The sequence below is a fragment of the Sanguibacter biliveldensis genome (assembly GCF_033798665.1).
In the GTDB taxonomy this organism is placed as follows: Bacteria; Actinomycetota; Actinomycetes; order Actinomycetales; family Cellulomonadaceae; genus Sanguibacter; species Sanguibacter inulinus.
Genome location: NZ_CP138359.1, coordinates 4,072,834 through 4,086,121, shown reverse-complemented (window position 1 = coordinate 4,086,121; position 13,288 = coordinate 4,072,834). Strand labels below are relative to the sequence as shown.

General features: G+C 71.8%; 12 protein-coding genes. 9 read left to right on the top strand and 3 right to left on the bottom strand.

All coding sequences use genetic code 11. The annotated features are described in order from the left end of the window. Positions 1 to 98 precede the first annotated feature (98 nt). Positions 99 to 755 carry an NADPH-dependent F420 reductase gene (locus SANBI_RS17765; protein ID WP_319157421.1) on the bottom strand — a complete coding sequence of 219 codons (657 nt, stop codon included), beginning with the start codon at positions 753 to 755 and terminating at the stop codon, positions 99 to 101. A gap of 279 nt (positions 756 to 1,034) precedes the next feature. On the opposite strand from SANBI_RS17765, the gene SANBI_RS17760 reads away from it, so the two are divergent. The 3 genes from SANBI_RS17760 to SANBI_RS17750 are packed head-to-tail and all read left to right on the top strand — an operon-like array spanning position 1,035 to position 3,472. Beyond that, positions 1,035 to 1,559, top strand: a complete 525-nt coding sequence (locus tag SANBI_RS17760; protein WP_319157419.1) for a helix-turn-helix domain-containing protein — start codon at positions 1,035 to 1,037, stop codon at positions 1,557 to 1,559. 21 nt (positions 1,560 to 1,580) lie between these two features. After that, on the top strand, positions 1,581 to 2,156 hold the full coding sequence (locus tag SANBI_RS17755) for a PIN domain-containing protein (RefSeq protein ID WP_319157418.1): 576 nt from the start codon (positions 1,581 to 1,583) through the stop codon (positions 2,154 to 2,156). After that, on the top strand, positions 2,156 to 3,472 hold the full coding sequence (locus SANBI_RS17750) for a heparan-alpha-glucosaminide N-acetyltransferase domain-containing protein (RefSeq protein ID WP_319157416.1): 1,317 nt from the start codon (positions 2,156 to 2,158) through the stop codon (positions 3,470 to 3,472). Before SANBI_RS17755 ends, SANBI_RS17750 begins: the two co-directional genes overlap by 1 nt. Before the next feature lie 16 nt (positions 3,473 to 3,488). Here the strand turns inward: SANBI_RS17750 and SANBI_RS17745 are convergent, their stop codons facing one another. Continuing rightward, complete coding sequence (locus tag SANBI_RS17745) at positions 3,489 to 4,703, bottom strand: class I SAM-dependent methyltransferase (protein ID WP_319157414.1); 1,215 nt, start codon at positions 4,701 to 4,703, stop codon at positions 3,489 to 3,491. Positions 4,704 to 4,962: 259 nt separating this feature from the next. Between SANBI_RS17745 and SANBI_RS17740 the strand changes: the two genes are divergently transcribed. The 6 genes from SANBI_RS17740 (at position 4,963) to SANBI_RS17715 (ending at position 10,535) form a co-directional block, all read left to right on the top strand. Next, positions 4,963 to 5,247, top strand: a complete 285-nt coding sequence (locus SANBI_RS17740) for an HU family DNA-binding protein (protein ID WP_012868583.1) — start codon at positions 4,963 to 4,965, stop codon at positions 5,245 to 5,247. Positions 5,248 to 5,427: 180 nt separating this feature from the next. Next, the gene (locus SANBI_RS17735) at positions 5,428 to 6,774 is read left to right on the top strand and encodes an anhydro-N-acetylmuramic acid kinase (RefSeq protein ID WP_408669721.1); all 1,347 of its coding nucleotides are present in this window, start codon (positions 5,428 to 5,430) and stop codon (positions 6,772 to 6,774) included. Further along, complete coding sequence (locus SANBI_RS17730) at positions 6,771 to 8,228, top strand: sugar porter family MFS transporter (RefSeq protein ID WP_319157408.1); 1,458 nt, start codon at positions 6,771 to 6,773, stop codon at positions 8,226 to 8,228. The genes SANBI_RS17735 and SANBI_RS17730 overlap by 4 nt, the downstream gene beginning before the upstream one ends. 136 nt (positions 8,229 to 8,364) lie before the next feature. Further along, entirely contained in the window at positions 8,365 to 9,876 is a 1,512-nt protein-coding gene (locus tag SANBI_RS17725; protein ID WP_319157406.1) for a YibE/F family protein, read from the top strand. Between the two features lie 9 nt (positions 9,877 to 9,885). Further along, complete coding sequence (locus SANBI_RS17720) at positions 9,886 to 10,119, top strand: CopG family transcriptional regulator (protein WP_319157404.1); 234 nt, start codon at positions 9,886 to 9,888, stop codon at positions 10,117 to 10,119. Positions 10,120 to 10,184: 65 nt separating this feature from the next. After that, on the top strand, positions 10,185 to 10,535 hold the full coding sequence (locus SANBI_RS17715) for a PIN domain-containing protein (protein ID WP_408669720.1): 351 nt from the start codon (positions 10,185 to 10,187) through the stop codon (positions 10,533 to 10,535). A 33-nt stretch (positions 10,536 to 10,568) separates the two neighbouring features. Here SANBI_RS17715 and SANBI_RS17710 read toward each other — a convergent pair whose 3' ends face one another. Beyond that, positions 10,569 to 13,181: a lysylphosphatidylglycerol synthase transmembrane domain-containing protein gene (locus SANBI_RS17710; protein WP_056127046.1), complete on the bottom strand. Its 2,613-nt coding sequence runs from the start codon at positions 13,179 to 13,181 to the stop codon at positions 10,569 to 10,571. Positions 13,182 to 13,288: the final 107 nt, after the last annotated feature.

The following is a 13,288-nucleotide window of genomic DNA, read 5'->3' as shown; positions in this document are numbered from 1 at the left end:
GACAGTGCCGGCGACGTCCTGCTGAGGAAGCAGCGGCATCCTGCTGACGCGGAGACGGCCAGACCCGCTCACGCGAAGCCAGCCGGCACCGCGTCAGGTCAGACCGTGCGCTGCGCCTCGGCGAGGCGTGCCGGCACGTCGGCGGCCGTCATGCGCACCCCGTAGGCGGGTGTGTCGCGCTCGAAGCGCCAGCTCTCCGCGAGCGACCCGGCGTCGACGGCGTCGAAGCCGAGCTCGTCGAGCAGCGTGCTGACGAGGGTCTTGGCTGCGTCGTCGTCACCGGCGATCGGCAGCGCGCGCCGGTCGGGCGTCCCGGAGACCGAGGCGTCGTCGGTGAGGTCTGCCGCGGTGATGTTGTTGAAGGCCTTGACGACCTTCGACCCCGGCAGGTGCGCCTGGAGCATCGCGGAGACCGTCGTGGTGCCCTCGTCGAGGGCGGGGATGCGGCCGTCGCGCTCGAAGTAGTAGTTGTTGGTGTCGATGACGACCTTGCCGTCGAGGGGCTCGACGGGGACGTCGCGGTAGGCCTTGAGCGGGACGGTGACAACCACGAGGTCGCCTGCCTCCGCAGCCTCGGCTGCTGTCGCGGCACGGGCGCGCGGCCCGAGCTCGGCAACGAGGTCGGCGAGGGTCTCCGGTCCGCGGGAGTTGCTCACGACGACGTCGTAGCCGTGCGCGACGGCGAGGCGGGCGAGCTGGCTGCCGATGTGGCCCGAGCCGACGAGCCCGATGGTGGTGAGTCCGGTGGCTGTCATGGTGCGGCTCCTTCTCGAGACGGCCGCGGCGAGGTGCCGCGGCGGTGCTGTGTCGTGCTGATCGGGCAGTGGTCGGTCTGGCCCTGCTCTGGGGCGGTGACCTCACGGTCACCTCTCTGCGCCAACACCGCGCGCCACCCAGAGCATCCCGGAGGAGCGGTCCCTCGCATCACGTCGTCCTCCTGACGGCTGGCACCGACCCGTGTGCAGCGTCTTCTCGAACGTTGCGAACGCGCGTACGCTGTGTTCGACGGCGAGAGCGAGAGCGAGGACGAGGCCATGGCTGCAGAGCTCGTAGAGCACACCTATCTTCCTGGGCACGAGGGCGACCTCGCTGAGGTGCACAGCTTTCTCGAGGCGCACGCGCGATCACGCGGTGCGGCAGTCGCTCCGCGGTACCTGCTCGTAGACGAGCGTGAAGGCGACCAGGTGGAGCTGCCGGAGCCCATGTACAGGCTTCTCGTCCAGGTCGCGGAGGCGCTGAGCGTCGGCCGCGCGGTCACCGTGGCACCGAGATCGACGGTCCTGACGACCCAGCAGGCGGCTGAGGTCCTCGGGGTCTCGCGCCCTACGGTGGTGCGACTCATCGATGCTGGGGAGATCCCGTCAGAGCGGCCGGGGACACGGCGTCAGGTCCTGCTGAGCGACGTGCTGGCGTACAGGGAGAAGCGTCGCCGGATGCAGTACGACATGCTCGAGGCGACAGCCGTCGACCTGGCTGACGAGGGCGACCCTGAGGAGGTTGCTGCGCAGATGCGAGAAGTGCGCAAGGTGGTGGCTGAGCGGCGTCGGAGCGCCCGGTAGAAGCCTGCGATGATCTGACACATGTTCTCGGCCGTCCTCGACACCTGCGTGCTCTGGCCGAGCCTTCAGCGTGACTTCCTGCTGAGTCTTGCCGTCGAGAACCTCTACCGACCCTTGTGGTCGTCGGCGATCCTCAAGGAGCTGGAGATGCACGAGGCCCGGAAGCTCGTCGGTCGAGGGGTTTCGATGCCAGACGCCGATCGGAGCGCCCGGCGTCTGGTCGAACAGATGACCGCGGCCTTCGACGACGCGTGCGTCTCTGGGTGGGAGCCTCTGGACGGCACCTACGGCCTCCCAGATCGCGATGACGAGCACCTCGTCGCCGCTGCGGTCGTCGGCGGGGCCGGCACGATCGTGACGATGAACGTCCGTGACCTCCCCGCCGACAGGCTACCGGCCCATGTCCAGGTCACGTCCCCAGCCGACTTCGCTCTCGAGACCGTCGAGATCGACCCGGAGAGAGCCTTCGAGGCGGTGGTGAAGATGGCTGAGCGCCGATGGCGGGACCCGGTCCAGAGCGTCGACCAAGTGCTCATGATCCTGGGCGACCGCTACGGCATGGTTGCTGCAGCTGCCGTGCTGAAGGGGGCACGGTGATGTCGCTGCACCCGATTCCCGAGGACCGGGCGCCCGGAGCGCGGCCCAGGTCAGCCGGTGCCGGGCGCGACGCTGTCCCGACGGGTGTCGGCTCCCGCCCCACCCGCCTCGTCGGCATCGACCTCGCGCGGTTCCTCGCCGTGCTCGGCATGATGGCCGCGCACCTCATGCCACCCTCTGGGTACCCGGGGCACGTGCCGTGGGTGTCGCGGGTGGTCGACGGGAACGCGTCGACCCTCTTCGCGGTGCTCGGGGGTGTGAGCGTGGTGCTGGCCTCCAGGTCGGCCCTCGCGCGCGGCGAGGTCGCCGCCGCACGGTGGACGACAGCCACGCGCGGGCTGCTGGTCGTGCTGCTGGGCGCAACCCTCGCGCTCGGGCCGGCGAACGTCGTCGTGGTGCTCGTGTACTTCGGGGTGACACTCGTGTGCGCCGTGCCGTTCCTGCGGGTGCGGCCGGGCTGGTTGCTCGCCTGGGCCGGGCTGCTCGCCGTCGTCGGGCCCGTCGCCAACGCCTCGGTCCGGGCGGCTCTCGACGTCGAGGGCGAGGGCGGGAGCCTCGGCTGGGGCGAGCTCGTCGACTCTCTGGTCGCGCTGCGTGCCGTCGTCCTCACCGGGACGTACCCCGTCGTCACGTGGTTGGTCTACGTGCTCGTCGGCATGGCCCTCGCGAAGGTGCTGCTCGCCGCCCGCGAGGCCGGGACCGACCGCCGGCTGCTTGTGCGGCTGCTCGCCTGGGGCGTTGTGCTGGTCGCCGGGAGCCTCACGCTGAGCACGCTCGTCTACGAGGTCGCGGGCCGCGCGGCGGCCCTCGCCGCCTATCCGTCCTTCACCGGCCCGCAGGTCGACCTCCTCGTGGGGGAGTCGGGCTGGGGTGCCCCGCTCGACACGGGCTGGTGGGCGCTCGCCCTCCAGACCCCGCACACGGGCGCGCCGCTCGACGTGCTGCGCGGCGTCGGTGTCGCGCTCGTGGTGGTCTCGGCGATGCTGCTGCTCGCCGCGGCCCTGCCCGGCTGGGCGCTGCGGCTCGTCGAGCCCCTGCGCGCCGCCGGGGCTGCGCTGTTGACCGTCTACACGCTCCACGTCCTCGGTGTCGGGGTGACGGGACTGATGATCGAGGCTCTCGCCCGCGCCGGAGGCTTCACCGAGGTCCCCTGGTGGTACCTGGGACCGTGGATCTTCGCCGTGCACGCGGCCGGGGCTGTCCTGGTCGGCGTGGTCCTCGCGACCCTCGGCCGCAAGGGCCCGCTCGAGACCGCGGTCAGCGCAGCCGCACGCCGCACAGGCATGTGGGCTGCCGGGCTCGGCCGGAGTCGCTGAGGCCGGCGCTCAGCACCTACAGCTCCTGCCGCACCGACCTCGTCACCGTGAACTTCGGGTCCTGGCGCACCATGGTCGTCGGTCCGACGGTCCTGGCCAGCGCGCTCTTGTGGCGCAGGTGCGAGTTGTAGACAGTCCACAGCTCGCCGCCGGGCCGCAGCACGCGGGCGGCCGCCGCGAACATGCGGTGCGCGGCGTCCGTCTCGAGGGTCGTACCGGCGTGGAACGGCGGGTTGCAGACGACGAGGTCGGCCGACCCGTCTGGGAGCGTCGAGAGCGCGTCGTCCCGCAGCCCGCTCACGCGGTCGCCGACGCCGTTCGCCGCGGCGGTCGCGAGGGCCGACGCGACGGCGGCTGCCGACTGGTCGGAGGCGACGACCCGGATCCCGGGCCTGGAGCGGGCGAGGACCGTGGCGAGCACGCCGGTCCCGCACCCGAGGTCGACGGCGTCGCGTGCCTCGGGGTGGGCCTCGTCGAGCACGGCGAGCAGGGCGCGCGTCCCGATGTCCAGACGGGCACCCGCGAAGACCCCGCCGTGCGCGACGACAGTCAGGTCGAGCTCGGCCAGGTGCGCGCTGCGGGGGAAGACCGGCGCCGCCGTCCGGGCTGCGTCGAGAGGTCGACGGGCGACGAGCGCCCGGGCCTTGAAGCGCCCGAGCGTCGCGTGCACCTCGCCGAAGGACCGCCCGAGCACCTCGTTCATCGACCGGGTCATGTGCTTGACCGGCCCGCCCGCGTAGACGACCACGTCGTCGGGTGCCCAGCGGGCGATCGCCTGGGACGTCTCCTCGAGAGCGTCGAGACTCTTCGGCAGGCGCAGCAGCACGACGCCGGCCGCGCGCAGGAGCGAGGCGTCGAGACTCGGGTGGACCACGACGTGGTGCGAGGAGGGGGCGTCCGCGAGCAGCTCGAGGAGGGCCCGCTCGGCCGAGACGGAGTCCTGGTAGGACCTGATGGTCCCGGGTGCAGCGGCAGGCGCGGCCTCAGCCCCGGTCTCCGCAGCCCCAGCCCCAGCAGCCCCACCCACGACCCCAGCCCCGGCCGCCTGCGACGCACCGAGGACGAGGTGCCCAGTCGTGTCGTCGAGGACGACCACGTCCCGACCTGCCCCCAGGGCCGCGCGCACGGCGTCGCCTGCCTCGTCCAGCAGCAACCGCCCGGTGCCGTCACGGCCAGCACCTGCCGCCACAGGGTCGCCGGCGGGTGGGGTGTGCTCGGAGATCACTGGCATCCCACCAGTGTCCCTGAGCGGAGCCCTGCGACGAGAGTCGCACCATTCAGGCATTTCGGCTCTCGGGAGCGCCCCGGGGCCCGTCGACGGCCGGAAACTTCACCGATTTCAGCGTTGAGAGGAACCTGGAGCCCTGAAATGGCGTCACGGGGCCGGAAGATTCCCTAGTGTTGTCCACGAAGACCTGCCGCAAGGCTGGCACAGTACGTCTCGTGCCGTGCAGCGACCGCTGCACGGGCAGACTGACGAAGGGATCCGCATGTCGCTCAACCGCACCGACCTCGTCTCGGCGATCGCTGGCAAGTCTGGTCTGACCAAGACCGACGCCGACGCTGCTCTCTCGGCTCTCCAGGAGGTTCTCGTCGAGTCCCTCTCCGCCGGCGAGGCAGTCAAGGTCACCGGCCTGCTCTCCGTCGAGCGCGTCGAGCGTGCCGCTCGCACGGGCCGCAACCCCCGCACCGGCGAGGAGATCTCGATCCCCGCTGGCTTCGGCGTGAAGATCTCGGCTGGCAGCCTCCTCAAGAAGGCCGTCTCCACCAAGTGATCTCCCTGACGGCCAGGCTCTGCCCGGCCGTCAGCACGAGGCCCGGAGCCGAGGACACGTCCTCGGCACCGGGCCTCTGCCGTGCCCGGGGCGACCACGGGTGAGCGGTGTATATCCTGTCTTGTCTGGCTTGCACCATCGAGCTCGCCCAGCCCTGACGTCCTCGAGAGGCAGCACCCTGTGATCGTCGTCGGTCTGATGTCCGGTACCTCGCACGACTCGATCGACGCCGCGGCCGCGAGGGTGACGATGGCCGACGCCACCGTGCACCTCGAGCCGCTCGGCACCGTCGAGAGCGCCTACCCACCTGTGCTGAGGGCCGACCTCGTGGCCGCCCTGCCGCCGTCGCCGACGACCGTCGAGGCGCTCTGCCGCCTCGACACGCAGATCGGCCAGGCCTTCGCCGAGGTCGCGGCCCGTGCTGCCGACGAGCTCTGCGGCGGCAGCGCGGACCTGGTCGTCTCGCACGGTCAGACGCTCTTCCACTGGGTCGACGGCGGCGCCGTGGCCGGCACCCTCCAGGTCGGACAGCCCGCATGGGTCGCCGAGCGCACGGGCACCACGGTCGTCTCCGACCTGCGGGCGCGCGACGTCGCCGCCGGTGGTCAGGGTGCGCCGCTCGTGAGCGCCTTCGACGTGCTGTGGCTGCACGGCAGGCCTGGGGTGACCGTCGCCCTCAACCTAGGCGGCATCGCGAACGTCACGGTCGTCGCTGCGGGGCGCGACCCCGTCGCCTTCGACACCGGACCGGCCAACGCCCTCGTGGATGCCGCCGTCGTGCGGCTCACCGGCGGAGCCGAGGCCTTCGACCGCGACGGCGCCCTCGCCGCCGCAGGGACCGTCGACGAAGACCTGCTCGAGCGTCTGCTCGACGAGCCGTACTACGCGCGCCCGGCACCCAAGACCACGGGCAAAGAGCTGTTCCACCCCGGCTACCTGGACGAGATCTTCGCCGCCGCGGCTGCCACGACCGCCGCCGATCACGGAGCCGGTGGGGCTGCCGCAGACGGCGCCTCCGCCTCGAGCGCTGCCCAGCCGTCTCCGGGCGCGGACCTTGTCGCGACCCTCACCGAGCTCACAGCCCGCACCGTCGCCGACGCGGTCCTCGCGCACGGGGCCACGAGCGTCGTCGCCTCGGGAGGCGGCACGCGCAACCCCGTCCTCATGGCCCGTCTCGCCGCACACCTGCCGGGGGTCGAGGTGCTCACCTCCGACGACCTCGGGATCCCGTCCCAGGCCAAAGAGGCGCTGGCCTTCGCCGTCCTCGGCTTCCTCACCGTGCACGGCGTGCCGGCCTCGGTCGCCTCGTGCACAGGTGCGCGCGGAGCCCGGGTGCTGGGGTCGATCACTCCTGGTGACGTCTGGCCGCCTGCGCAGGCAGCCGTGGCCCCACCCGTGCGCCTCGTCGTGGGCGCCCCTGCGCAGCAAGCTGCACCCGGTACCGTCGCGTCACCAGCCCTCGCGTCACCCGCCGCCGCCTCCACCTCCGTCTCCGTGCCGAGCGCCCTCGCCGAGGACCAGCGATGACCGCACAGTCGTCGGGCCGCACGCCGTCGTCCCAGACCCCGCAGCCTCGCGCTGCGTCGTCACAGAAGCGCCCTCCCGAGAAGTACGTGACGGTCGTCGCGACGATCGCGACCCTCGGCGGTCTGCTCTTCGGCTACGACACCGGCGTGATCTCGGGTGCGCTGCTCTTCATGTCCGACGACCTCGGCCTCACGCCCTTCACCGAGGGGCTCGTGACGAGCTCGCTGCTGGTCGGCGCTGCGCTCGGGGCCCTGCTGGGCGGCCGGCTGGCCGACGCCTACGGTCGCCGCCGGACCCTGCTCGGCCTCGCGGTCGTCTTCGCGATCGGGTCGCTCGGGACGGCCCTCGCCCCCGACGTCTCGACGATGGTCGTGTTCCGCGTGGTCCTCGGTCTCGCGGTCGGCGGGGCCTCGTCGACAGTCCCGGTCTACATCGCGGAGATGTCGCCCGCCAGGCGCCGCGGGCGTCTCGTGACGCAGAACGACCTGATGATCGTCACCGGTCAGCTGCTCGCCTACGTGTCGAACGCCGGGATCGACGCGGTGTGGGGCGGGCACGGCACGTGGCGCTGGATGCTCGCGATCGCCACGGTCCCGGCCGTCGCGCTGTGGGTCGGCATGCTGCTGGTCCCCGAGAGCCCGCGCTGGTACGCCTCGAAGGGCCGCTTCGGCGAGGCCCTCGACGTGCTGCGGCGGGTCCGTGCCGCGGGCGACGTCGACGCGGAGATGGAGCAGATCCGCCAGACCGCGACGGCCGACACGAGCGCCGGGTCCCTGCGCGACCTCGCCGTGCCGTGGGTGCGCAGGCTCGTGCTGCTCGGGATGCTGCTCGCGGTGATCCAGCAGATCACCGGCGTCAACACGATCATGTACTACGCCCCGACCATCTTGCGGACCACGGGTCTGGGCGACAGCGCGGCCCTGACGGCGACCATCGCGAACGGCGTGGTGTCGGTCCTGGCGACGATCGTCGGCATGATCTTGCTCGGGCGCGCGCGACGGCGGCGGATGCTGCTCGTGGGGCAGGCGGGCATCACCGCCTCGCTCGCCCTCGTCGGGTTGTCCTTCGCGCTGTTCTTCCACGAGGTCGACGGTGCGCTCGTCGGCAACGTGCCGGGTGCGAGCTACGTGGTGCTCTTCTTCATGCTGACCTTCTTGTGCTTCCAGCAGGGGTCGATCTCACCGGTCACCTGGCTCATGCTGTCCGAGATCTTCCCGATGAAGCTGCGGGGCATCGGCCTGGGGCTCGCGGCCTTCGCCAACTGGACCATCAACTTCGGTGTGACCCTGGCCTTCCCGGTCCTGCTGTCGGCGATCGGCGGCACGTGGACCTTCGCCCTCTTCGCCTGCGTCAACCTCGCGATGATCGTCCCCGCCCTGCGCTTCGTGCCCGAGACCAAGGGGAGGACCCTCGAACAGCTCGAGGCCGGCTTCCGCGGTGGGCAGTCGGCCTGAGCCGCTCGGCCGAGCGCCCCGGCGGCTCCTCAGACCTGGGCTCTCTGAGCCTCTGCGCCCGTTCCCCGTGTGCTGGTCCTGTGCGGACTGCCGTGGCGGTCTTCGGCTCGGTGCTCGCGTCTGACAAGATCGACCCGTGAGTCAACCTGAGAATGATTCCCGGACGCACCGGGCTCGGCCTGAGCGCCCCCAGCCGCGCGGCACCCGGAGCCGCCGCAGCGGACGCGACCTCGCGCGGACGTCGAAGAACGCCGACGGCGGCACCCACGCCGCAGCCGACCACACCCCTGACCTCCACGTCCACGCGCACGGCCACGGCCCCGCGCCGCGCTCCTCGCGACGCGTCCGGGTGATCCTCGCGTCGTTCTTGATCCCCGCGCTGCTGCTCACCGTGGTCGGCATGGTGCTGCTCTGGCCGCACGGTGCCCCCGAGCGCGGGACGATCGACACGACGGCCGACACGGCCGGCAAGCTCTACGGCGTCGTGACGGGGGAGCCCGAGGGCAACCTCGTCCCCGTGACGCTCGACGACACCGGCGAGCAGGTCCAGGTGATGTTCCCGCCGGACTACCTGGCCCTCGGCGTCGACGTCGGCTCGACCCTGAAGATCCTGCACATCCCGCAGGCCGCGGCCTCGGGCAGCGAGTACGTGTTCATGGACTACACGCGCGACCTGCCGATCGGGCTGCTCGCGGCCGCCTACCTCGTCGTGGTGATCGCCGTCGCGGGGTGGCGCGGTCTCGCGTCGATCGCCGGCCTGCTCATCTCCTTCGGCGTGGTGGTCTTCTTCACGCTCCCGGCCCTGCTCGTGGGGACCAACCCGATCGGCGTGGCCCTCGTGACCTCGTCGGTCGTGATGTTCATCGTGCTCTACCTCGCCCACGGCTTCACGGCTCGCACGTCGGCCGCGATGCTCGGCACGATGATCGGGCTCGTCATCACGGCGGCGCTCGCGGGGTGGGCGGTCGACGCCGCGAACATCTTCGGTCTCTCCGACGAGTACGCCCTCGCGCTGCCCGCCTACGCCCCCGACGTCGACATCCGGGGGATCGCGGTCTGCGGGATCGTCCTGGCCGGGCTCGGCGTGCTCAACGACGTGACCATCACGCAGGCCTCGTCGGTGTGGGAGCTGCGGGCCGCGAGCCCCACGATGAACCGCCGCGAGCTCTTCGTCCGCGGCATGCGGATCGGCCGCGACCACATCGCCTCGACCGTCTACACGATCGCCTTCGCCTACCTCGGCGCGGCCCTGCCGATGCTGCTCATGGTCTCCCTCATCGACATGAGCCTCGGCGAGACGCTGACGTCAGGCGAGATCGCCCACGAGGTGGTCCGCACCCTCGTCGGCTCGATCGGCCTCGTCCTCGCGATCCCGATCACTACGGCCATCGCCGCTCTCGCCGTCGGCAGCCACGCATCCCTCGGCCCGCTCCCAGGCACGACACCCGCAGGGGAGGGGCCGGGCGACAGTGCACCCGACGCTGCGCCCCCCGTGGTCGTGAGCTCGTCCACCATGACAGCTCCGAAGCACGCGACCCGTGCAGCCCTTCGTGCTGCTGCGCAGACCGGCGCGGACGACGGCACTCGGGCTGATGCGGGGACCACTCACCGATCTCTGCGCGATGACACTCAATCCCACCAGGAGTAGGATCGCAGCATGAGAACGGACACCGCGCACCGAAAGCACTCCGTCACGCTGCCGACCGAGACCTCCGACGCCGTGACAGCCCTGGTCGGCAAGGGAGAGTTCTCGGCCTACGTCGCGAAGGCTACAGCTCGTCAGCTCGAGCGAGACGCTCTGGCAGAGGCGCTGGCGCGTATGGAGGCTCAGCACGGCCCGGTCGACCAGAGCGAGGTCGACGCGATCGCCGCGCGACTGGCTGACGGGTGATCGTCAGCGCGTACTCGCTCCTTCTCGACTCAGAGGCGCTGTCTGCCGCCGCTCAGGACCAGCGTGTGATGCAGCCCTGGCTGGAGCTTGCCCGCCAGAGCGACTTCGTCTTGTACGTGAGCGCAGCCACCCTGGCCGAGGTCACCGACGGTAGTGCACGGGACGCTCTCGTGCGGCGCATCGTCAAGGCGATGCGCGTCGTGCCGGTCACCGCAGAGATCGGGTACTCGGCTGGTGGTCTCCGCCATGTCGCGGCCATGACCCGGCGCAAGGCTCGTGACCTGACCGTCGATGCCGTCGTCGCGGCCACGGCGGTCACGCTGCCGCCGCCGACGATCGTGCTGACCAGCGACCCCGACGATCTCCGTCTGCTCTTGCAGGACACCCAGGTCCGGGTCGAGGGCCTGAATCCGTGAGACGTGTGCGCTCACGCCCCGGCCGCCCCGCTCCTACAGATCGCCCTTGCGCTGCAGGAACCGCATCGCGACCCAGCCGATGGGGATGCGCGCCCAGTACGTGACCACGCGGAACAGCGCGACGGCCGGTGTCGCGATGGACGCCGGGACCCCCGCTGTCGCTGTGAGGCCGGTGATGAGCGCGAACTCGATCGCGCCGAGCCCGCCCGGGGTCGGCACGAGCGCACCGGCGGTGTTGCCCACGAGGTAGACGACAGCGACGTCGACGAGCGCGACGTCCTGCCCGAAGGCGGCGAGCGCCGCGTCGAAGGCCAGCACGTAGCCCATCGTCATGACGATGTTCCCGGCGAAGCCTGCGGCGATGCGCCACGGCTGCCCGAGCATCTCCGACAGACGGGGCCACACCTGGCGGTACATCGGCTCGAGCTTCGCGACGATCCAGCGCCGCACCCACGGGACGAGGAAGGCAGCCGCGACGACGGCCGCGGCGATCGCGACGGCCGCGAGCATGGTGGTCGACGGGAGGCTGCGGAGCACGCCGCCGTCGCCCGTCGCGACGGATAGCCCGACGAGCAGCAGCACGGTGACGACGAACTGCGAGACCTGCACGAGCGCGACTGTCGCGAGCGCGAGGGACGTCGAGACGCCGCGCTTGGTGAGCATGCGCAGGTTGAGGGCTGCGGGCCCGAGCCCGGCCGGGGCGGCGAGCGCCACGAAGGATGCAGCCGCCTGCACGGCGGTCGCCCGGAACACCGAGAGCTTGACCGGCGAGAAGGCGACGAAGGTCCCGGCGCTGCCGACCCAGGTGACCACGCCGAGGGCGAAGGCCACGAGGGCCCACCACGGCTGGGCGTCGAGGAGCGCCTCTTTGATCTCCTCGAAGTTGATGGTCGTCAGCACCACGAACACCGCGACGACCGTGAGCACGAGCGTGATGATCGTCCGCGCCCCGAAGCGGACCAGGCTCACGGGCTCGACGTCAGCCTCGGGCAGCCTGTCGACGAAGGCCTGGCGCAGCTCGGTGATGACCTCTTTGTGCTTGCGGAGGTCTTCGCGCGTGCTCGTAGGCAGCGCGACGACCTGCAGCAGCGGACCGAGGGCCTCGATGTCGGACTCCGAGAGCACCTCGGCGGCCGAGGCCATGGCGCGCTCGGCGCCGACCCGCAGCGCGAGCAGGGCGATGAGCTGGGTGAGGTCCATGCGTCGGGCGAGGGTCGAGGACGCGACGTCGCCGGCCTCCCACCCGGTCAACCAGACCTCGGGGTCGCCGTCGTCGGTCGTGCCGAGCAGCAGGACGTCGGCTGTCACCTGGCGGTGGGCGAGCCCGGCGGCGTGCGCGATCTCGAGCTGGCGCCAGGCCTCGCGCAGGACGGGGTCGGTGAGCTTCTCGGTCGGGACGTCGCGCAGCGGCATGGTGCCGACAGGGTGCTCCTGGATGAGCAGCATCGAGTCGTCGGCCTCGGCGAGCCCGAGCAGGCGCGGGGAGCGGACCCCGGCGGCCTGGGCCGCGTAGGCGAGGAGCGCCGCGCGCTCGGCGACGGCGCGCAGCGAGATGGCCGACCGGCCGTCGATGCCCCGGAGCCTCAGCGAGCGCCAGAGTCGGGTGAGGACGCCGATCACCTGGCGGTCGCCGTCGAGCACGACGACGTCGAGGCGCGGGCCGTCGGCCTGGCTCAGGGCGTAGACGCGGTTGTCGGAGTACCGGGCGATCGCCACGGAGGACGGTGCCGGGTCGAGCTCGGTGCCCTCGGCCGCGGCGCGGGCCGCGATCTCGGCGGCCGAGGCCCGCTCGACCGGGTCGAGGCTCTCGTCGTCGTCGGCCACGTCACGGACCCGCACGAGGGCTGTCGGCTCGAAGCCTGCGCGACGGACCCCGTCGAGCAGGTCGGTGCCGTAGGCGCGCTCGCTGCGGACCCCGGAGACGTAGCGGACGAGCATGCCGGAGAGCCGCCCGAGCAGGAGTGCGAAGAGCACGCCGGAGAGGGACACCTGGCCGGTGACGAGCACGACGGTCAGCGAGACCCACAGCAGGTTCCACGACAGGCGCACCGTGCGGCGGCGGGTCCGTGGGCCCGAGGCGGTGAGCAGACCGCCGACACCCGCGACAAAACCGGGGATCGTGAGGGTGTACACACCGCGGATCGGCACGGACATGCCGATCTGCAGGTCGTCCGAGCCCCAGGTCGTGATGGCCCAGGTCGCGATCCCGGCGAGCATGAGGCCGGTGACGAGCGCGGCGATGCACTCGACGACCTGGCGTCCTTGCTTGCGGATCGCGATCTCGGTGAGGACAGCGACGGGCACCCCGAGCATGATGAGCGCCTCGAGCAGCGCGACGGGCACGAAGAGCACCCGGGCGAGCACAGAGCCGAAGTTCTGGACGTCGGCCTGGACGCCCTCGGTCGTCGCGTGCGCGTAGACCGCGAGGACCAGCACGAGGACCGCGCCGACGGCGGCGAGCGCCACGCCCACGAGGTCGCGCGGCTGGCGCACGCGGGCGAGCGGGGTGTCGACGACGAGGACCGACGCGTAGGCGTCGTCGGTGTCGCTCCCAGACGTCCCGGGGGGCGTCGGGGTGGCGCCGGGCTCGGTAGAGAAGGAGCCGACCTCGTGCACCGTCGGTGGGCGCTGTGACTCGGGTGGCATGACTGCGAGTCTAGGGCTGTGCGCCTGCGCCGCACCGCGAAGGACACCCGCTGAGAGTGGTGGCGTTGCGCACGCACGGCCGGCTAGGTGCCCAGGGCGTCCCGCCA

Bases quoted from the DNA above. Each gene is read 5' to 3' on its own strand.
- SANBI_RS17765 (WP_319157421.1), bottom strand. From the start codon at position 755: ATGACAGCCACCGGACTCACCACCATCGGGCTCGTCGGCTCGGGCCAC.
- SANBI_RS17760 (WP_319157419.1), top strand. From the start codon at position 1,035: ATGGCTGCAGAGCTCGTAGAGCACACCTATCTTCCTGGGCACGAGGGC.
- SANBI_RS17755 (WP_319157418.1), top strand. From the start codon at position 1,581: ATGTTCTCGGCCGTCCTCGACACCTGCGTGCTCTGGCCGAGCCTTCAG.
- SANBI_RS17750 (WP_319157416.1), top strand. From the start codon at position 2,156: ATGTCGCTGCACCCGATTCCCGAGGACCGGGCGCCCGGAGCGCGGCCC.
- SANBI_RS17745 (WP_319157414.1), bottom strand. From the start codon at position 4,703: ATGCCAGTGATCTCCGAGCACACCCCACCCGCCGGCGACCCTGTGGCG.
- SANBI_RS17740 (WP_012868583.1), top strand. From the start codon at position 4,963: ATGTCGCTCAACCGCACCGACCTCGTCTCGGCGATCGCTGGCAAGTCT.
- SANBI_RS17730 (WP_319157408.1), top strand. From the start codon at position 6,771: ATGACCGCACAGTCGTCGGGCCGCACGCCGTCGTCCCAGACCCCGCAG.
- SANBI_RS17720 (WP_319157404.1), top strand. From the start codon at position 9,886: ATGAGAACGGACACCGCGCACCGAAAGCACTCCGTCACGCTGCCGACC.
- SANBI_RS17710 (WP_056127046.1), bottom strand. From the start codon at position 13,181: ATGCCACCCGAGTCACAGCGCCCACCGACGGTGCACGAGGTCGGCTCC.